The organism is Synechococcus sp. PCC 7335, from assembly GCF_000155595.1.
Classification (GTDB): Bacteria; Cyanobacteriota; Cyanobacteriia; order Phormidesmidales; family Phormidesmidaceae; genus Phormidesmis.
Map to the genome: position 1 here is coordinate 15,327 of NZ_DS989904.1, position 20,277 is coordinate 35,603.

15 protein-coding genes are annotated in these 20,277 nt (G+C 49.4%); 12 read left to right on the forward strand and 3 right to left on the reverse strand.

The genetic code is table 11. The features are described 5' to 3' along the window. Positions 1-12: 12 nt before the first annotated feature. Positions 13-1,497, forward strand: coding sequence for a cobyric acid synthase CobQ (cobQ, locus tag S7335_RS00080; protein ID WP_038016577.1), 1,485 nt, complete (start codon positions 13-15; stop codon positions 1,495-1,497). A gap of 120 nt (positions 1,498-1,617) precedes the next feature. Further along, positions 1,618-2,418 (forward strand): sulfite exporter TauE/SafE family protein, encoded by an 801-nt coding sequence (locus tag S7335_RS00085; protein WP_006454438.1) that lies wholly within the window; start codon positions 1,618-1,620, stop codon positions 2,416-2,418. Between the two features lie 24 nt (positions 2,419-2,442). Here S7335_RS00085 and S7335_RS00090 read toward each other — a convergent pair whose 3' ends face one another. Continuing rightward, positions 2,443-3,210: an HAD-IA family hydrolase gene (locus S7335_RS00090; protein ID WP_006456711.1), complete on the reverse strand. Its 768-nt coding sequence runs from the start codon at positions 3,208-3,210 to the stop codon at positions 2,443-2,445. A gap of 90 nt (positions 3,211-3,300) precedes the next feature. Here S7335_RS00090 and dprA point away from each other — a divergent pair, with 90 nt between their 5' ends. Together dprA and S7335_RS00100 are read left to right on the forward strand one after the other, a co-directional pair. Beyond that, positions 3,301-4,536, forward strand: a complete 1,236-nt coding sequence (gene dprA / locus S7335_RS00095; protein WP_006454936.1) for a DNA-processing protein DprA — start codon at positions 3,301-3,303, stop codon at positions 4,534-4,536. Between the two features lie 278 nt (positions 4,537-4,814). Then, positions 4,815-6,176, forward strand: coding sequence for a 1-acyl-sn-glycerol-3-phosphate acyltransferase (locus S7335_RS00100; RefSeq protein ID WP_038015292.1), 1,362 nt, complete (start codon positions 4,815-4,817; stop codon positions 6,174-6,176). A gap of 90 nt (positions 6,177-6,266) precedes the next feature. Here the strand turns inward: S7335_RS00100 and S7335_RS00105 are convergent, their stop codons facing one another. Beyond that, positions 6,267-6,926, reverse strand: a complete 660-nt coding sequence (locus tag S7335_RS00105) for a class I SAM-dependent methyltransferase (RefSeq protein ID WP_006457077.1) — start codon at positions 6,924-6,926, stop codon at positions 6,267-6,269. Positions 6,927-7,295: 369 nt separating this feature from the next. Between S7335_RS00105 and S7335_RS00110 the strand changes: the two genes are divergently transcribed. From S7335_RS00110 to katG, 8 genes are all read left to right on the forward strand, one after another. Then, positions 7,296-8,483: an agmatinase family protein gene (locus S7335_RS00110; RefSeq protein ID WP_006454649.1), complete on the forward strand. Its 1,188-nt coding sequence runs from the start codon at positions 7,296-7,298 to the stop codon at positions 8,481-8,483. A 42-nt stretch (positions 8,484-8,525) separates the two neighbouring features. After that, positions 8,526-8,876: a hydrogenase maturation nickel metallochaperone HypA gene (gene hypA, locus S7335_RS00115; protein WP_006456027.1), complete on the forward strand. Its 351-nt coding sequence runs from the start codon at positions 8,526-8,528 to the stop codon at positions 8,874-8,876. Between the two features lie 24 nt (positions 8,877-8,900). After that, complete coding sequence (hypB, locus tag S7335_RS00120; protein WP_006457283.1) at positions 8,901-9,605, forward strand: hydrogenase nickel incorporation protein HypB; 705 nt, start codon at positions 8,901-8,903, stop codon at positions 9,603-9,605. Positions 9,606-9,758: 153 nt separating this feature from the next. Further along, positions 9,759-10,805 (forward strand): ABC transporter substrate-binding protein, encoded by a 1,047-nt coding sequence (locus S7335_RS00125; protein ID WP_006455845.1) that lies wholly within the window; start codon positions 9,759-9,761, stop codon positions 10,803-10,805. After that, a complete protein-coding gene (locus S7335_RS00130; RefSeq protein ID WP_050765749.1) occupies positions 10,806-11,657 on the forward strand; it encodes an ABC transporter permease in 852 nt (283 codons plus the stop codon). It begins immediately after the preceding gene. Next, positions 11,657-12,418: an ABC transporter ATP-binding protein gene (locus tag S7335_RS00135; protein ID WP_038016583.1), complete on the forward strand. Its 762-nt coding sequence runs from the start codon at positions 11,657-11,659 to the stop codon at positions 12,416-12,418. The genes S7335_RS00130 and S7335_RS00135 overlap by 1 nt, the downstream gene beginning before the upstream one ends. Positions 12,419-12,678: 260 nt before the next feature. After that, the gene (acnB, locus tag S7335_RS00140) at positions 12,679-15,288 is read left to right on the forward strand and encodes a bifunctional aconitate hydratase 2/2-methylisocitrate dehydratase (protein WP_006457444.1); all 2,610 of its coding nucleotides are present in this window, start codon (positions 12,679-12,681) and stop codon (positions 15,286-15,288) included. 457 nt (positions 15,289-15,745) lie between these two features. Beyond that, entirely contained in the window at positions 15,746-18,046 is a 2,301-nt protein-coding gene (gene katG, locus S7335_RS00145) for a catalase/peroxidase HPI (RefSeq protein ID WP_006456041.1), read from the forward strand. Between the two features lie 157 nt (positions 18,047-18,203). Here the strand turns inward: katG and S7335_RS00150 are convergent, their stop codons facing one another. Beyond that, positions 18,204-20,039, reverse strand: a complete 1,836-nt coding sequence (locus tag S7335_RS00150) for an alpha/beta hydrolase (RefSeq protein WP_006457237.1) — start codon at positions 20,037-20,039, stop codon at positions 18,204-18,206. Positions 20,040-20,277 lie beyond the last annotated feature (238 nt).

Sequence of the window (20,277 nt, forward strand, 5' to 3'; positions counted from 1 at the left end):
GGGCATTAAGTGGTGAAGTCAATAATGGTAGTGGGTACGACCTCCCATGCAGGTAAATCCATGTTAGTGACTGCCCTTTGTCGCATCTTAAGTCGTAAGGGCTGGCGAGTTTCTCCGTTTAAAGGCCAGAACATGGCGCTAAACTCGTATGTCAGCACTACCGGAGCTGAAATTGGCTATGCCCAAGCAGTACAGGCATGGGCAGCGGGCGTCTCACCCCAAGCGGAGATGAATCCCATTCTGTTAAAGCCACAGGGGAATCAGACTTCACAGGTTGTTCTCAAAGGGCGAGTGATTGGCACAACAACGGCTCAAAGATATTACGAAGAATTCTTTAGTGCTGGCTGGCAGGCCATTCAAGAAAGCATTGCTCGGTTAGGTCAAGAGTTTGACCTGTTAGTTTGTGAAGGTGCTGGCAGTCCTGCTGAGATTAACTTGAAGCACCGCGATCTAACAAACATGCGAGTGGCTTCTTATCTAAAGGCACCGACTATTCTCATTGCAGATATCGAGCGCGGCGGCGTCTTCGCCCATATTGTCGGTACCTTAGAGCTGTTAGAACCAGACGAACGAGCCTTAATAAAGGGCATCGTAATCAATAAGTTTCGGGGCCAACGCTCTATCTTACAGCCAGGAATCGATTGGCTAGAAAAGCGGACAGGAATCCCGGTGATTGGAGTTATCCCATGGATTGACGAGGCCTTCCCCGCAGAAGATTCGCTTTCTTTACTAGAGCGAACGATTAACAAAGCTCAATCTGAAATTACGGTAGCTGTGATTCGACTGCCGCGCATCTCCAACTTCACCGATTTTGATGCGCTAGAAGCTGAGCCTTCGGTGACCGTTAAATATTTGTCGCCACGCGATCCATTAGGCTATCCAGATGCCGTGGTCTTGCCGGGGACAAAAACAACAATTGCCGACCTGTTGATCCTACAGCAAACTGGGATGGCAGAAGCCCTGAAAAACTATGCCGCGGCGGGCGGTACGGTTATGGGCATTTGTGGCGGATTTCAGATCATGGGACAGATGCTAGCTGACCCTGAAGGCTTAGAAGGTCAAGAAGGCCGGTTTAACGGATTGGGGCTGTTGCCACTGCGGACCGTCATCACCAATCAAAAGGTCGCTCGACAGCGGACAGTGACCTCTAAATATCCGCAAGAAGGGTTACCGGTCATCGGCTATGAAATTCATCAGGGAAAAACTCAGCTCGTGATGGCAACCGAAGAAGATAGCGAGAATACATTCATGCCAATATTTGATGATCGCAGCTTGGGTATTGTCGATGGTGAACAGTCAGTATGGGGCACCTATCTACACGGCATCTTTGATAACGGGCCTTGGCGACGGGCGTGGCTAAATCGGTTACGACAGCAGCGTGGGTTAGGCTCTATGCCCACAGGAATTGCTAATTACCGAGAACAGCGTGATAGTTTGCTTACTAGCTTAGCTGTCACCATTGAAGAATACATCGATCTATCACCGATCATAGGCTGAGCTATGAGCCTTAAGTAATGGATGAGGAAGACATAGTCCAACTGTCAGCTACGATCAACAGCTAGCTATTAAAACCGGCGGATATCGTCTAGGCTTTTATTGACCATTTTAGGTAGACGTGTGACCATTAGCTCAGTTGTCCTTTTATCTATAGCGGGTCTGTTTTCGGGCATTTTAGCGGGTTTCTTAGGTATCGGTGGCGGTACGTTGTTGGTGCCCGTTTTACTACAGCTTGGGTTTGAAAGCCATGCAGCAACCGCGACTAGCAGCTTAGCGATTCTGGTGACTTCTACTACCGGCAGTGCTCAAAATTGGCGGATGGGCTACTTGGACCCTAAGCAGATTTTACTGCTGGGCATACCAGCTGCGATCGCAGGCTTCTTTGCTGCCTTACTAGTAGATGGTGTGCCTCAATACTGGCAGCTATTTGGGTTTGGCTTGTTGATGCTAAGCAACCTGTACTTGGTATCGCTCAAAAAAAGAGTCATTCAAAAGGCACAGTCTCGGGAATCTAAAGCGGTGGCAGCTCCAGCGATCACCCCGGGGATAGCTCGGACGATCACTGGAACAATTTCAGGATTTATGGCAGGGCTATTTGGCGTAGGCGGCGGCGTGATCTTAGTGCCGCTGCAGATTTTGCTGCTAGGTGAAGGTATTAAAACAGCGGTTCGAACTAGCCTTGGCGTCATCGTCATCACCTCTATTTTTGTCTGTATTGGCCACGCTATCCAAGGCAATATTCGTTTAATTGAGGGGTTACTTCTGGGGCTCGGTGGTCTAGTCGGTGTGCAAATTAGCACTAGATTCCTGCCGCGACTGAGCGATCGCACCGTGACCCAGCTATTTAGGGCGCTCTTGATTGTGCTTTCTATCTACACCTTTTGGAAGGCATGGTCGCTCTACACAGCGGGCATTGCATAAAGGCGGCAGTAGTCGGGGCTGACTTTATGCTTCGCAAATCTTTCGAGCTAAAGCAATGTCAAGATACTGAGCATCACCGACTTCTCCAAAGACAACTTTAAAGGGCTCATCAGGTTCACCGAGATCACTGATGACTAGCGCCGCTTTTGAGAAGTCTTGAGTGTGCGTGTAGTCATTGACAGTGACGATGGTTTTAAGGCCTGTTTGAGTAGCAGAGAGCAGACCATTGTTAGTATCTTCAAAAGCAAGGCAGTTTTCGGCTGGTAGGTTCAGATGCGATATGGCGTATTCAAAAACATCAGGAGCAGGCTTTTTGTGAGGAACCATATCACCGGCGGCAATGACTTCAAACCAGTCTAAGCTTTCTGTGCCAAGCGTACTGGCAAGCAAAGCTTGAACATTAGCGGGTGTTGTTGTTGTTGCGATCGCCAATCTCACGCCCTTTTCTCTAGCCTCACTCAGCAATCGTTCTACACCTGGTCGCAAAGGAATCCGTCCCTCTATTGCATACTGCGTGTAGTACTTTGTCTTGGTGGCGTGCAAAGACCGGACGAATTCAGTCAAATCAGCAAATCCTTCTGGCAAGACGAAATCGGGTTTGGACTCGATAAAAGCGCGAATTCGCTCCTTACCCCCCGAGACTTCTAGCAGCTCTCCATAGCGCTCTGTTGACCAGTGCCAATCGAGCCCCGCGTCGACAAAAGCTTGATTAAACGCGGGCCGGTGGCCGTCACGTTCTGTCTCAGCTAGTGTGCCATCGACATCGAAGATCAGTGCTTTGAGTTCGGCCACGCGGTCGCTCCAATAAAACAAGTCTAGAGTTGATCTTATAGCATCTATAGGACGGGCACCCTAGGACATAATGCGACTAGGAGAACGGTTGTGGCGTCAGAAAGAGCATATTGGCTAGCATGGTCGCAAGTTAAGCATGTAGGACCGGTGACGATCAAGCGGCTATGGGAGCACTTTGGCACTCTAGAACTCGCTTGGCAGGCAACCGCCAGTGAGCTGCTAAAGGTCGATGGGATTGGACTGTTGAGCGCTGAGCGAATTGTGAGCGTGCGATCCAAGCTAAATCCTGAACAGCTACTTGTTGAGCACGAAAAGAAGAACAAAGCTTTTTGGACGCCTGTAGATGCGGATTATCCAGCGCTACTATTTGCAATCAACGATCCGCCGCCGGTTCTCTACTATCGTGGCAGCCTGCGACTGAGCGATCTGAATAGATTAACAGTAGGGATAGTGGGAACGCGCCGACCTTCTACCTATGGCAAGCGCTGGACGCAAAGGCTGAGTCAGCGGCTATCGCAACAAGGGGCGGTGATCATTTCTGGGTTAGCAGCCGGGATTGATACCGAAGCACATACAGGCTGTCTGTATCAGCAAGGACTGACGGTGGCAGTGGTAGGAACGGGTGTGGATATCGTCTATCCGGCTCGGAACCAAAGCCTCTATCAGCAGGTGGTCGAAAATGGCCTAGTAGTCAGCGAATATCCAGATGGGACCGGACCGGACAGAACGCATTTTCCGCAGCGAAATCGGATCATTGCCGGACTAAGCCGAGCGATTTTGGTAACGGAGGCTCCAGCAAGATCAGGAGCCTTGATCACAGCACGATTGGCAAATGACTATGGTCGGGAGGTGTATGCGCTGCCAAGCGCGCTGGGCAACGAGCAGGGGGAGGGATGTCTTCGCCTAATCGCTGAAGGAGCGCAGATCATTCTAGGTGAGCAGGTTTTGATGGACACATTGGAAAAACTACCGGCGGTAGACTCATCCGCAGTTCCTAATCGCACTGTTTCTAGTCAATCAGATCTTCTTAAAAAAACAACCTCTGAAAAAGTCAGTTCTAAAAGAGATATAGACACCAAGGCTGTAGGAAATTTAGAAACGTCGGAGGCGCTTGAGATCAATTCAACCGACTTAAAGAAAGCTATTTCAGAGCTAACGCCTGTCCTGGCCAATGTGCTGGAGGCAGTAGCCATCGAGCCGACGATAGTTGACTATATTGTTCAGCAGACTCAGATGGAGACGGGCATCGTGCTTAGTGCACTATTCCAGCTAGAGCTATCGGGAATGGTGATTCAGCTACCAGGTATGCAATATCAGCGCGCATAGCTAAAAAACACTATTTTCTTGCGCTACAGCCAAAAGGTCTATGGAGGTGATCGGCTGTAAATTCAATCAGGTTGTCATTTATCTAGAATCAATGTGTTAGAGAATGACACCGAGCAATTAGCGTAGAGATAGGTTGGCTAGCATCGCCGTGATTGTTCTCGAAGTGTCTGGAGATGGCAATCAGCACTCGAAGCCTGATATAAAGTCTTGATCGTCTTTGCTTGTTTGATTTGTCCTTTTCGCTTGTTTGATTTCTTGTCCCTTCTTGGCCTGTCTCAATGGCTTCCGCAATCCGCCGTGCTCGGCCTGCTCTCGATTTCATTCCGCCTAAGTACAGTCCACTGCTGCGACGCGTGATAGGACCGTTAATGCCTATATGGACTACCTGGCAGACAAACTTAGCTGAAGTAGAATCACATAATGTAGAAACTTTAGCCAAGCTCTATCACGAGTTTGAGTCAGGAAAAACTCGGTTATTGTTGGCTTTTCGCCATCCGAATCCAACTGATCCTTATGTGCTTAGCCATTTACTCTGGCGGGATTTGCCACAGACAGCCAAACAAATGGGTGTGCCCGTAGGAACAACGCACGCTCATTTTATCTACGATCGCGGAATTCCGCTGTGGGCCGGTGGCTACCTAGGCTGGCTGTTTTCTAGGCTAGGAGGAGTGCCCATTCAAAGAGGTAAGTTGGATCTGCAAGCGCTGAAAACAGCACGAGATCTGTTCGTGAACGGTCAGTTCCCCCTAGCAGCAGCCCCAGAGGGCGGCAATAATGGTCACAACGAAATTGTCAGCCCGCTAGAGCCAGGAGTTGCCCAGCTAGCGTTCTGGTGTCAAGAAGATCTCATTGAGCAAGCGCGAGATACTAGCGTAGTAATTTTGCCATTGGGCATTCAATACCGCTATATAGAAGAGCCTTGGCAAGCAGTAGAGTCAATGATGAGTCGGCTAGAGGCAGAAAGCGGACTAGAGCCTACGAGCGGGCTAGATCTATACGGACGGCTCTACCGACTAGCAGAGCATTTGCTGACGCTGATGGAAGACTATTATCAGGAGTTCTATAGAGTAACGTTCAAGAGGGGGGATGAGTTTACAGAATCGATGGATGCTAACGATTTGCTGGCGACTCGGCTGCGATCGCTGATCGATGAAGCCCTCAAAGTAGCAGAGCACTACTTTGGTTTACGCCCGAAAGGCTCAACCATTGACCGCTGTCGTAAGGTAGAACAAGCTGGGTGGGACCGCATCTTTCGAGGCGAAACAGAAACACTCTCCCCGGTGGAGCTAGGACTTGCCAATCGAGTCGCAGAAGAGGCCGATCTGCGAATGTGGCATATGCGCCTAGTTGAAAGCTTTGTCGCTGTCACGGGTCACTATGTCAAAGAGCATCCGAGCGCTGATCGGTTTGCGGAGACCGCTTTGCTGCTAAGAGATATGGTGGAGAAAATCAAGCGTAATCAAAACAGTCAGCCGGTCGTGTCAGGGCTGCCGCTAGGACCGCAGAGAGCGATCGCCACCGTTGGCGAACCAATTATGGTGGGGCCTCTGTTTGCTAGCTATAAGGCAAAAAGACGACAGGCGATCACATCGCTCACAGCGAAGCTGCAAGAACAGATGGAGTCATTGATTCTAACGTGACTTCATCTATGCTTCGGTGATAGCAATCCTGACCTAGGACTAGAATCCTGAGGTGATCTAGATAATTTATCTTTGGTTCTACAGCTTTAATCACTTAGCTAAAGGCATCATCTTCTCAGCAATTACCGCGTAAAAAGGATCGCCACCGCCAAGACCCATCATTTGTAGAATAGCGGGCGCTTCTGATTTGTTGATCACAGTTTCGATATTGCCAAAACCAGGAACAGACTCAAAGTAGCGCTTCACCAGTTCAACCCGGCTCGCTTCGCTACCGTCTCGCCAAAGTGCGATCGCCTTCTGATAAAACATTCGATTAGAGAAACTAAAAATTGCGATTCCACCAGGCTTTAGGACGCGATAGACTTCTGCAAACACCTGTTCAGGATACTGAATATATTGAACAGAAACGGTGTTGATCACCGCGTCAAAAGAACAATCTTCTAAAGGGAGAGTTTGGTTCTCGTTCAGGTTTTGCACAAAATAGTGATCGAGCTGTTTGTTGCGAGCAAGTTCTTCGGCATTCAGCCCATGTCCTTCAACATAGTCGTAGTCGATATCGCCTGGGAGATGGGAAACCCAGCTGCTCATCATATCGAAAACACGGCTATTTGCAGGGATGCGATCGCGATACAGCTTTGTCAACTGAGCAATAAATCCTTCATCGACGTGGGTGACAAATCTAGGCTGTGCGTAAAACAGGGAATCATCCGAGGGATCGAGTTTGTTTCTTTGTGTGGTTTCTAACAGCATCAATAAAGGCGTAGGTGAATTCTCTTTTAGTGTAGAGAATTGTGAGTGGGTCCGCAGCGAATAGAGTGGCTACCAAAGCGATACGTTGAGACTTATTGCAGCGATTGTGGTCCTAGTCCTTTTTTATAGCAATGGTCGGATGCATACTCTGCGAGAAGGCAAAGCCTACGGTCATTGCTAGACCACTTAGCTCTTCATGCATCAAGGGTTTCAGCCCTAGAAAATGTGTAGAGCTAAGTAGCGAAAATTATAGTAGTGTGCATAGAGTGTTCTTTTATCTCTTTTTTAGGATTAGCTGCTTCATAATTGCCTATATCTCTAGCATTTAGACTCTAGCGTTTAGACACAATCCCTCCAGGTGACCCTCCTATGACCGATTCCCCTACGTCTCAAAATCCCGATGGATCTTCACGTAGCGAGGCTGACTATGCCCTAGAAAAAGAGGCCAGGCTACCTTTGACTGGCTGGCAGCAAGAAGTCGATCAGGGTCTGACGTTTGGTTTAGAAGCAGCTGAAAGTATTCGCGATCGCTCCATTCCCACCTTTTCTAGGGGTGAGCTGCCTCACTATGCTGGTATCACTACTTTTCTCAAAGCACCCTACGTAGAAGATGTCCGTCAGGTTGGAAACTATGATGTCGCTATCGTCGGCGTACCCCACGATTCTGGTACCACCTACCGTCCCGGTACGCGCTTTGGGCCGCAGGGCATCCGTCGTATCTCGGCGCTGTATACCCCCTACAACTTTGAGCTAGGTGTCGATTTACGAGAACAGATCACACTGTGCGATGTAGGCGACATTTTCACTATTCCAGCGAACAACGAAAAGTCCTTCGACCAGATCTCTAAGGGAATTGCCCACATCTTCAGCTCTGGTGCGTTTCCAATTATTCTAGGCGGAGATCATTCCATCGGCTTTCCCACTGTTCGCGGTGTCTGCCGTCACCTAGGCGATAAGAAAGTAGGCATTATCCACTTTGATCGCCATGTCGATACTCAAGAGACCGATCTAGATGAGCGAATGCATACCTGCCCTTGGTTCCATGCCACCAATATGGCGAATGCGCCTGCTAAAAATCTGGTACAGCTAGGCATCGGCGGTTGGCAAGTTCCGCGCCCAGGGGTCAAAGTATGTAGGGAGCGAGCAACTAACATCTTGACCGTCACTGACATCACAGAAATGGGGCTAGACGCAGCCGTAGACTTCGCGCTAGAACGGGCAATGGATGGCACCGATTGCGTCTATATCAGCTTTGATATTGACTGTATTGATGCGGGTTTTGTACCTGGAACAGGCTGGCCTGAGCCGGGTGGTTTACTGCCTCGCGAAGCGCTTTATATGCTAGGCAAAATTGTCTCGAAAGCGCCCGTTTGCGGCTTAGAAGTTGTTGAAGTATCGCCCCCTTATGATATCAGCGATATCACGTCGCTGATGGCAACTAGAGTCATCTGTGATACGATGGCGCACTTGGTGCTTTCGGGCCAACTACCTAGAGCTGGCAAACCAGACTACATTCATGAAGAGGCTGATATGAGCCTTGGCAGTAGCTGGGAATGAGCAGTCAAGAAAGCAGCAAACTCATGGCGGTTTGAGTAGATCATGCATGAAACCGATATGACCAAAGCGCTCATCTTTACTGTTAAAGGTTGGCTAGCTGAGCAACCTGGGCATCCAGCTGTTGAACGAGTGCATCTAACAGTAGGTGAGTTCACTTGTGTAGAGCCGGTTAGTCTGAAGTTTGCGTTTGAGGCGCAAACGCAAGGGACGTTTTTGGACGGTGTGGAACTGGTGATTGACGAAACTCCCTTGATCGCATTTTGTCATCGGTGTCAGCACGAGTACAGGCCGCAGATAGGATTGCAATATGCTTGTCCATCTTGCCAATCGCCGATGGATGATATTCGTTCTGGGCGAGAACTAAAGATTGGTCGGGTAGAGTTTTCCGTTTAGAGCCGTTTAGAGAAAAGTAACCGTATGCATCAGACATTTGACGCCGCTTTAGAGCTAAATTTGCTTCATGCCAATCAGCACGGGGCCGACCAAAATCGCGATCGCCTAAACGCATGGGGCATCACCTGCCTCAACTTGATGAGTTCTCCAGGATCAGGCAAAACTCAGCTACTAGAACAGACATTGAAGCTGCTACAGGCTGAACTGCGAATGGCGGTGATAGAAGGAGATATGACCACTCAGCTAGATGCCGATCGGCTGCGCCAGCACAACGTGCCGGTGATCGCCATCAATACAGGCCGGGCTTGCCACCTAGACTCCAAGATGGTTGCCGGTGGGCTGCATCAGTTTTCTCATGAACAGCAGCCTGAAAAATTTGACCTAATGTTTGTTGAGAACGTAGGTAACCTGGTGTGCCCTGCCGAGTTTGAAGTAGGAGAGCATGCCAAAGTTGCGCTGCTAAGCATCACAGAGGGTGAAGACAAGCCGCTTAAGTATCCCATTATGTTCCGAGAGGCGGACTGTCTATTGATTGCGAAGACAGATCTAGCCCCCTATCTAGATGTTGACATCCAAAAAATCGTCAAAAATGTACGTCAGCTAAATTCTAAGGTAGTCATTATCCCGGTTTCAGCTAAGACAGGAGAAGGGTTGGATGTATGGTGTGACTGGATCAAACAGTGCATTGTCAATCAGAATCATACTTCTAAAAGCGTAGCCGCACGATAGGCTAACGCCTTCTACCCAAGCGCTACGGAACATACCTTGGTACTTAGCAGTTTGATAGTCAGTAAGTAACTGGTAGCATTCGCTACCATGCGTGGTTGCGTTTTTCGGCACCATACATCGCTGTACTTTCAATTTCTTGCCTTACGTTTTTATATGAAAAGACGTCAGCTTATCTCGCTGTGCTTAGCCTTCTTCTGCACTCTATTTTTCACAATTGGCTGCGGAGGCCCATCCGCGGATAGCGGCGAGAGTGAGCCAGGAAGTGAAGCGGCTAGCGAACCTGCTGGTGAGGCGATCGTGATTGGATACAGCAACTGGGCTGGCTGGTGGCCCTGGGCGATCGCGCAAGAAGAAGGTTTATTTGCGGCCAATAACGTCAACGTTGAGATGCGCTGGTTTGATGGCTATGTTGAATCAATGGAGGCGTTTGCGGCCGGTCAGCTAGATGGCAACTGTCAAACGCTCAATGACACGATTTCATTCGCAGCCGAGGCCGTCAATGGAGAGGTGGCGGTTCTAGTCAATGACAACTCTGCAGGCAATGACAAAATCATTGTGACTGAGGAGATCAACTCGGTTGCTGATTTGGTCGGCAAGCAGGTTGCGGTAGAAGAAGGCGTCGTGGATGACTTTCTGCTAACGCTTGCTTTAGAAGAAGAAGGATTTTCTCGAGAGGATGTTGAGATTGTGCCGCTAGAAACCGGGGCAGCAGCGGCGGCATTTGCCGCTGGGCAAGTAGATGCTGTGGGCGCTTTTCCGCCTTTTTGGCTAACCGCTTTAGAGCGCGAAGGCAGTAAAGAGCTATTGTCATCTAATGATTTCCCAGGGGCCATTCCCGACCTACTCGTGATGAGCCAAACCATCATTGATGAACGGCCTGAAGATGTACAGGCGATCGTCAATACCTGGTTTGATACGCTGGCGTTTATGGAAGAGAACCCCGAGCGCGCTGACGAGATTATGGCGGCTAGAGCCGATGTCACGGTAGAAGAGCTACAGCTATTCAAAGAAGGCACTCGGATGTTTACGATAGAAGACAACTTGGAAGCCTTTAGCGACGGTGATGATATCAAGCATTTGTCTGCTGCTGCTGAGGAAATGGCGGAGTTCATGGTAGGGGTTGGGTTTATTCCAGAAGCACCTGATCTAGAAGCGATTTTAGACGATCAGTTTGTTACCGCCTATGCGGAAGCTCAATAGATGAGTGTAGAATCTGGCTCTGCTTATTCGCCCATCACGCTGCTAGCTAAGCGTAAAAGCATGCAGCCTAAGCTGTTTTGGCGACTAGGTGAGCCGATTCCGTCTGGTCTAAATTGGGGGCTGCGGACGGCTTCTGTTGTGGTTCCGATTTTTCTTTGGTGGCTACTAGCCAATAGCGGTCTAGTTAATCCCAAATTTTTGCCTTCTCCAGTTGAGGTGATTGCTGCGTTTGGCAGACTATGGGAAAAAGGGCTATTCATTGATGATGTGACGGCAAGTGTCAGGCGAGTTGGTATTGGATTCTTGCTATCCGCCATCATCTCGGTACCTTTAGGAATTGGCATGGGAGCGTTTGCGGCAGTGCGATCGCTGCTTGAGCCACTGATTGGCATCGTTCGCTACATGCCTGCGCCTGCTTTTATCCCACTGCTCATTATCTATCTGGGTTTAGATGAAGCGCCGAAGATTGCTCTGATTTTTATTGGGGTGATCTTCTTTAATACGCTGATGATTATGGACGCGGTGAAGTTTGTTCCAAAGCACCTGCTAGAGGCAACCTATACGCTCGGCGGCTCGCGCGCCCAAACGCTTTTACAGGTGATCACACCCTACGTGGTGCCAAACATTCTAGATGCGTTTCGAATCAATATGGCAGCGGCTTGGAACTTGGTGGTAGTCGCAGAGCTAATCGCCGCGAATGAGGGACTAGGAAAGCGGATTGCGATCGCCCAAAAATTCTTTCGTACCGACGAGATCTTCGCCTATCTCATTGTGTTAGGCGTAATTGGTTTCTTAATTGACCTTTCTCTAAAGCTGTTGCTAAAGGCAACTTGCAAATGGGCGGTCGACTAATGCATCTCGAAGTTTCCAAGCTACATAAGCAGTTTGAGACAAGTAAAGGAACGATTCAGGTGCTAGAGAATCTCAACTTGCATGTAGAGCAAGGCGAGTTTGTCTGTGTCGTCGGTGCTTCTGGTTCTGGAAAATCTACGCTGCTAAGACTGATTGCCGGGTTGGAGCGGCCTACTTCAGGCACCATTGAGGTAGATGCCGATTCTGTAGTGGGGCCGGGTGCGGATAGAGGTATGGTGTTTCAAGACTACACGCTCTATCCGTGGATGAGCGTACAAAAGAATGTAGAATTTGGGCTAAAGCTGCAGGGTATTGATAAGAAGACTCGACGGGAGCAGGCTTCGTATTATCTTGAGATGGTAAGACTCACTCAGTTTGCCGCAGCGCTGCCAAAGCAGCTATCCGGGGGAATGAAACAAAGAGTTGCGATCGCCAGGGCTCTGACTAGCCAACCCAAAATTTTGCTAATGGATGAGCCATTTGGTGCGCTTGATGTGCAAACCAAAGAGAATATGCAACAGTTCCTACTGGATCTATGGGAGAAAACTGGGACTAGCATCTTAATGATTACCCATGATGTCAGAGAAGCAGTCTTTTTGTCGCAGCGAATCTATGTGATGACGGCTAGGCCTGGCACGGTGAAAAAAGAGATCGAAGTAGAACTAGGGCGATCACGCCAGCAAAAAACAAGAGAACTACCGCAGTTTAAAAACTATCAAGATGCCGTGATGGTAGAGCTGACTACACCCAATCATCAATAGAATTGACGCAGCGCAGTTAGAAGATGCGCTAACGAGGAATAGCTACGTAGCATCAAAGCCTATCTGCGTGATAGGGAAGGCTAAGGACCATTTAGCTATTGAATTTAGCGACTGAGCTAAATGGTACGCACAGATGCAACCCTTATTTCTCAAGTCTCCGGCAGTATTTCACCAATCGATGACTCGACAATAGGCAAATCGAGCCATAATAATAGCTTTGGATATCCCTCCACTAGAATAGAAAGAAAGAGAGTGCCCTAATGCTTGAGTCTTATCGCAACCATGTTGAAAAACGCGCTGAGCTAAACGTGCCACCGCTGCCGCTGGATGCCGATCAGACCTCGGCGCTTTGCGACTTACTCAAAGCGCCGCCTGCGGGTGAAGAAAATTTTCTGATGACGCTGCTGTGCGATCGCATCTCTCCTGGCGTCGATCCTTCCTCCTATGTCAAAGCCTCTTTCTTGACTGCTATTGCCAAAGGCGAAACCAATAGCCCACTGCTCTCTCCCAAAAAGGCTGTCGAGCTTCTAGGGACTATGCTCGGCGGCTATAATGTCGCTTCTTTGATTGAGCTACTCAAGGACGACCGCGAAGAGATTGCTCAGCTTGCAGCAGACGCGCTGAAGAAAACACTGCTGATATATGATGCTTTCAACGATATCCTCGAACTCTCTGCAACGAACGACTACGCTAAACAGGTTGTAGAGTCTTGGGCCAATGCCGAGTGGTTTACCAGCAAACCCGAAGTCGCCCAGTCAATCACCTTGACTGTGTTCAAAGTCCCTGGCGAAACCAATACCGACGATCTTTCCCCAGCGCCACACGCGACGACTAGACCTGATATTCCTTTGCATGCTCAGGTAATGCTGGAATCCAAGATGGATGATCCGCTAGGTACGTTGGCTAAGTTGAAAGAAAAAGGACATGCGATCGCCTACGTTGGCGATGTCGTCGGTACCGGCTCTTCACGTAAATCCGCTATGAACTCCGTTATCTGGCATATCGGCGCAGATATTCCCTTTGTTCCCAATAAGCGAACGGGCGGTTTTATTCTCGGTAGCAAGATCGCGCCTATCTTCTTCAACACGGCTGAAGACTCAGGCGCCATGCCAATCGAATGCGACGTGTCCAAAATGAACACGGGCGACGTGATCACTATCCATCCCTATAAGGGCGAGATCACTGCCGGGGAAGCAACCAACGCAGGCGAGGTGATCTCTACCTTCACCCTTACGCCCGAAACCATCCTCGACGAAGTCCGCGCAGGCGGTCGCATCCCACTCATCATTGGTCGTTCTCTTACTGACAAAACTCGAATCGCGCTAGGATTAGAGCCCTCAGATGTGTTCGTACGCCCTTCTGCCCCAGTAGACACTGGCAGAGGTTTCACCCTCGCTCAAAAGATGGTCGGCAAAGCCTGTGGTCTTCCTGGCGTTCGCCCTGGCACCTCCTGTGAGCCCTTAATGACTACCGTCGGCTCACAAGACACCACTGGCCCAATGACTCGCGATGAGATGAAAGAGTTAGCCTGTTTAGGCTTCAGTGCCGGTCTCGTACTCCAAACCTTTTGCCATACCGCCGCCTATCCCAAACCTATAGATGTTCAAACCCATGCGACCCTACCTGACTTCTTCGCCTCTCGCGGCGGCGTGGCGCTAGAACCTGGTGATGGCATCATCCACTCCTGGCTCAACAGAATGCTGTTGCCTGACACTGTCGGCACAGGCGGAGACTCACACACTCGCTTTCCGCTTGGCATCTCCTTCCCTGCAGGTTCAGGGCTAGTCGCCTTTGCCGCTGCAATTGGGGCAATGCCCCTGGACATGCCTGAATCTGTTTTAGTGCGATTCAAAGGAGAACTACAGCCTGGTATCACCTTGCGCGATGTTGTCAACGCAATTCCTCTAGTTGCCATCCAAAAGGGGCTTCTAACCGTAGAAAAAGAGAACAAAAAGAATGTATTTTCAGGCCGCATTCTAGAAATGGAAGGACTGCCTGATCTTAAGCTGGAACAAGCCTTCGAGCTGACTGACGCCTCAGCCGAACGCTCTTGTGCAGGCTGTACGATCAAGCTCAGCGAAGAAACTACCGCTGAATATCTACGCTCGAACATCTCTTTGATGAAAAACATGATCGCCCGCGGCTATCACGACGAAAGAACGCTTGCTCGTCGCATTGCTGAAATGGAGAAATGGCTAGAAAATCCAACCCTAATGAGCGCAGACGCGGACGCAGACTATGCTGAAGTCATTGAAATTGATCTCAACGAGCTGAAAGAACCTATTGTTGCAGCGCCTAACGATCCTGATAACGTCAAGACGCTCTCCGATGTTGTGGGAGATAAAATCGACGAAGTCTTCATTGGCTCTTGTATGACCAATATTGGTCACTACCGCGCTGCCGCTAAAGTGCTAGAAAACGAAGGCACCGTCAAAGGTCGCCTCTGGATTTGTCCGCCCACTCGTATGGATGAACAACAGCTTCGCAAAGAAGGCTACTATGGCACCTTTGCAGCTTCTGGTGCTCGTACGGAGATGCCTGGATGTTCTCTGTGCATGGGCAACCAAGCGCGCGTAGAAGATGGCGTTACTGTCTTTTCTACCTCTACTCGCAACTTCAACAACAGAATGGGCAAAGGCGCTCAGGTTTACTTAGGCTCTGCCGAACTCGCTGCCGCCTGCGCTTTGTTAGGTCGTATTCCAGATATGAAAGAGTATCTAGAAGTGGTTGCTAGCAAGATTGATCCGTTTGAAGATGAAGTGTATCGCTACCTTAACTTCAATGAAATTAGAGGATTTGAAGATGAGGGCCGGGTAATTCCAAAAGAAGAAGAAGAAAAGATCGAGAAAGAGGCTATGGCAATCAAGTAAATAGAATATTCGAACATCAGAGTGCGCTAGGTTGAGCATGCTAAATCCATACGACAGCGCCAGTTACCGTAGGAGCAGCGCAAGCAATGCCCCCTTGCGGCTTCAGGACGCTGTTTATTAGTTTTTTCTGCTAATACAAAGAGTTATTTTGATTTCTTCAACAATTTGTACGATCAGAAAGACTTCATAACACATTCGAGCAAAGCGCTAAATCGCTTACTACGCTTGGATTCTAAAGAAGCGACTGGTAGTTGCTGCAAAAGGAACTTTCGAGATCAACAACTATAATGTGCTGTGGGAGATTAGGTTGCTTCCTCTTTTAACCTTTTTGAACTTTAGCGTTTGCAAAGTCTCTAGCGATGAAGATATTTGCCGTTCAAACCACTGTGAACGGCAGTGCTCAGTATAATTTACCAGCGCAATCAATCAACTACTCCACTAGCAAGAACCGGAATAAATGAACAACACTCCCGCCACTTCCGCTGCCCAATGCCCCTTCCGTGGAACCCGCGTCGGCGGTGCGCTTGGCTCCAAGCCACAAACCGATGACTGGTGGCCAAACCGGCTTCAGGTCGAGCTGCTACATCAAGAATCGCCAAAAGCGAACCCACTACGGGATGTCGACTACAGAGAAGCGTTCGAGAAGATCGACTTCGAGCAGCTAAAAAGTGATATTAAAGCGCTGCTAACAGACTCGCAGGACTGGTGGCCAGCCGACTACGGCAACTATGGGCCTCAGATGATTCGGATGACGTGGCACTCTGCTGGTACCTACCGCATCGCCGACGGTCGTGGCGGCGCGGCTCAGGGCATGCAGCGCTTCGCGCCGATCAACTCATGGTGGGACAACGGCAATACCGATAAATCGCGACGGCTACTCTGGCCAATCAAGCAGAAGTACGGCGCTTCGCTAAGCTGGGCCGATCTGATGGTGCTAGTTGGCAACTGTGCGCTAGAAATCATGGGCTTCAAGACTTTTGGCTTTGGCGGCGGGCGTATCGACGCTTGGGAAGCGGACCGAGCTACCTACTGGGGCCCAGAGTTCTGGAACGGTCAATCGTTTGGAGAAAACGGCAAGAAACATGCAGGTCATCCAGATGAAATGGTCACCCGTGATATCCGGTGGGTCGGTGAGCCCGACAACGAATACTATGACCTCGAGAATCCACTAGCAGCTTCTCATCAGGCGCTAATTTACGTTAACCCCGAGGGGCCGAACGGCGAAGGCGATCCTGCTGCATCTGCTCGCGATATCCGTGAGACCTTTGCACGCATGGCCATGAACGACGAAGAGACTGTCGCTCTAATCGCAGGCGGACACGCTTTTGGCAAGAGTCACGGTATGGTCTCGTCAGACAAAATTGGCCCCGCTCCAGAAGGCGCGCCAATTCAGGCAATGGGTCTAGGATGGCAAAACCCTGAGGGTACTGGCTTTGCTGAATATACAATGACAAACGGCATCGAGGGATCGTGGACGCCCAATCCGACCCAGTGGGACAACAGCTACCTAACGAATCTCTTCAAGTATGAGTGGGAGAAGACAGAGAGCCCATCGGGTGCGGTGCAGTGGAAGCCAAGCAATTCTGATGCGCCGAAGACGCCAGATGCTCACAAGCCGGGCGTTGAGCACAATCTGATGATGATGACCTCTGATATTGCACTCAGAGTCGATCCAGCCTACAACGAGATTTGTCAGCGCTATCTCAATGACTTCGATCACTTCAGCGATGCGTTCTCACGCGCTTGGTACAAGCTGACGCATCGAGATTTGGGACCGAAGACGCGCTATCTTGGCCCGGAAGTTGCAGAGGAAGATCTTCCTTGGCAAGATCCGATTCCTGCACTGGACCACGAAGTTGTGGATAAAGCTGACATCAGTGGGCTGAAAGACAAAATTCTGACAAGTGGTCTTTCGGTCTCAGCGCTTGTATCAGCTGCTTGGTCGTCGGCATCGAACTACCGCGATTCTGACAAGCGTGGTGGTGCAAACGGTGCTCGCGTTCGCTTAGATCCGCAGAAGGACTGGAAGATGAATCGTCCAGAAGAGCTGAGTCAAGTGCTGTCGACTCTTGAGAAAATTCAATCAGAATTTAACAGTGCTCAGTCAGGCAATAAGAAAGTCTCAATAGCAGATTTGATTGTCCTTGGCGGTTGTGCTGCGGTTGAGCAGGCGGCTAGAGAGGCTGGCATCGAGATCGATGTTCCCTTTACGCCAGGTCGGATGGATACGACTCAAGAGCTGACATCAGATATCGAAAGCTTTGAGTGGCTAAAGCCAGTCTCGGATGGTTTCCGTAACTACCATGACGAGGCTGTCGGTTATAAGGTGAAAGCGGAACGGATCTTTCTTGATCGCGCTCAGCTGCTGACGTTGAGCGCCCCTGAGTGGACGGTACTTGTGGGAGGACTGCGCGCGCTTGACCAGAATTGGGACCATTCAAAGCACGGGATCTTCACAGATCGGCCCGGTGTCTTGACTAACGACTTCTTCCGCGTCTTGACAAGCATGGACTATGAGTGGAAGCCAGTTGACAATCGCGAGATGATTTTTGATATTTGCGATCGCAAAACAGGTGAAACCAAGTTCACTGCTACCCGCTGCGACCTTATCTTCGGTTCTAATGCGGAGCTTCGTCAGGTTGCCGAAGTCTACGGCGCAGACGACGGCCATGGGCGCATGGTCAAAGACTTTGCCAAAGCTTGGAACAAGGTAATGATGCTTGATCGCTTCGATGTTCCAACTCAGCGACCTGATTAAAGGCAAAACGTAGTCCGAGCCAGCGACAGAGTGATGGTGCTTTTGCCATTCGCTCTATTGCTGGCGATCCGTATCTAAACCAGTATCTGAATAGCTTGCAACTTGCCAGTTCTCGACTAGCGCCTTGCTTCCCTGCCCTAGGGGTCTCAAATTTCACTTAATAGCCAATGCGATCGCCCGCTGTCACAATTCCTAAAACATCTCGGTTATACCGCTCAGCGGCTAGCAGCACCTGAATATTGCGTGATTCGCAAAGCTGTGAAAGCGTTTTCAACTCTTTTGTTGCAGCAGATTGATGTGAATGACCCTCTTCAACCTCAGCCGACAGAGACAGCAGTAGTCGCTGAAAGCCTAGACAAGCTAAACCATAGATTAGCTGCTTGCTAACAAAAGCTTCAGGCCTGCGCGCTTCATTCGAATCACCTGCACGAAAATATCCACCATGGGTATCGATTTTGCCTCTAGCCATCGCTGCTGTCAAAAACAAATAGTCGATAAAGCTAAGCGATCGCTTCTTCAAGCCACAGCTTAGCATTCCTACTTTCTCAGGTTTCCCCCCCTTTAATTCATCTGAAAACTCGTAATAGTCCGTACAGTCAAACACAGTAAATAGCTCTGCAATTGGCTTTTGTTCAGGTTCTAGAATTTCCCGTTGTCGGTGGCTCAAAGGTTTATGACTGAGCGTATATAGATACTCCAAAAAAGACGATACGGCGACCGTTCCCTTTGCGGTTTGATAAAGTACCTGCTTCGGTTCAAATCCACCATCGCCCCGCGCTTGCACATCGCTAAGCTGTTCACCCTCGGAGGCTTGAGCGTCGAAGTTGATGATGCCGTATCTAGGTGTGCTGATGGCTTTGGAATAAGGCGATCGCACCACAACATTACCTAGCCGATAGCCCCCTTCCCTAGTTCTCGCCGGAAAGCTTGCGTAGTTAGCGGCAGTAGAGGCAAGCTTAAGCGCCATATCACCTTCATTACTAAATAAATAGGTTTCCTCAAACCGCCGTAGTGATGAGCTCAAAAAGTTCGCTCGGCCCGAAATAATTGTTTCGGCAGGTATATCAGGTGAGACTAGCATCAGTCGCCCCAGCGAGAAAACGTTACCAATCTTCGAAGAAGGCGCCTTAGATTTGTTCGTAGATCCTAAGCTGCCAATCGATTTGTAATCAAAGACATCAGAGAGAATACGAACGGAGTGAGTGACCACAAACCCACCCATACTATGACCAATAAACGACAGCTTAATGCGATCGCCTGTAGACCAGTCTCGCGCTGGGTCTTCGGCTCGTACAGCCTTGTCAATCTGTCGAATTAGCTCTACTAGATCTGGCACACCAAAGTTACTCGCTCGATACGAATCTCGAAAGTATCCGACTAGCCTTAGTATGAAAAGCGTTAGAACTATCACAACTAAAAGGGTTGATAGAACAACAAGACCAATCATCGCAACTTCGACAGCTAAGGCGATAGGTTGCGCGATCTGATGACGTAGCGTACTGATGATGGCCAAGCTTAAAAGTACAATACCAATCACCGAAACCACCTTTAGAACGATGGGCAGTGAGCGAAGAGCATATCCAAGTTTGTTAGCTAGCGTGTCCGATCCACTGCCATTGATCTGTTCAGAAGGCCATCGATAGCCAATCAACACCAACCCATCTGAGCGGCGATCACAGTTTCTAGTAATGTGATCTCTAATATCCTGGTACCACCCCTTAGTCGCTGTACCTGACGAGCTAGCAGTCGCAAAGGTCCCTAGCCCAGTATTGTAGCCATGTACAATTACCAAGATCTCAGGTGCTTCCTGAGCGCTCAAAAAGGCTGCCATCCGGTTGATATGCTCTTGAGGATCATCGACTTTCGCAACCCCATCTTCTACATTGTTGGGGGCGGTGCTACCTACAAAATAAGCAGGGAAATCTGAAGATGCTGGCGGAATTTCTTCTATAGAAAGCAGGTGCCTTCCCTTAAACGATTGAGTCTGTGTCATAGAAAGTAATTAACCTCACGCATAGACAATAGATACGTTGGATATTTGGCAAAACCTCTTAGCGGCTCTATCTCTTCAATAGCCCCTTCTAGGAACAATACTTTCCTATGAAACTTATATAGAACCTATGTGTGATCTTCTATTCCAAAGGCAATAGTTGTAAAGGATTCAAGCTAATCCTTGAGCAAACGTTACTCTAACTATCCTTAGCTATCGTCTAGCCAGAGATAAAATTTTC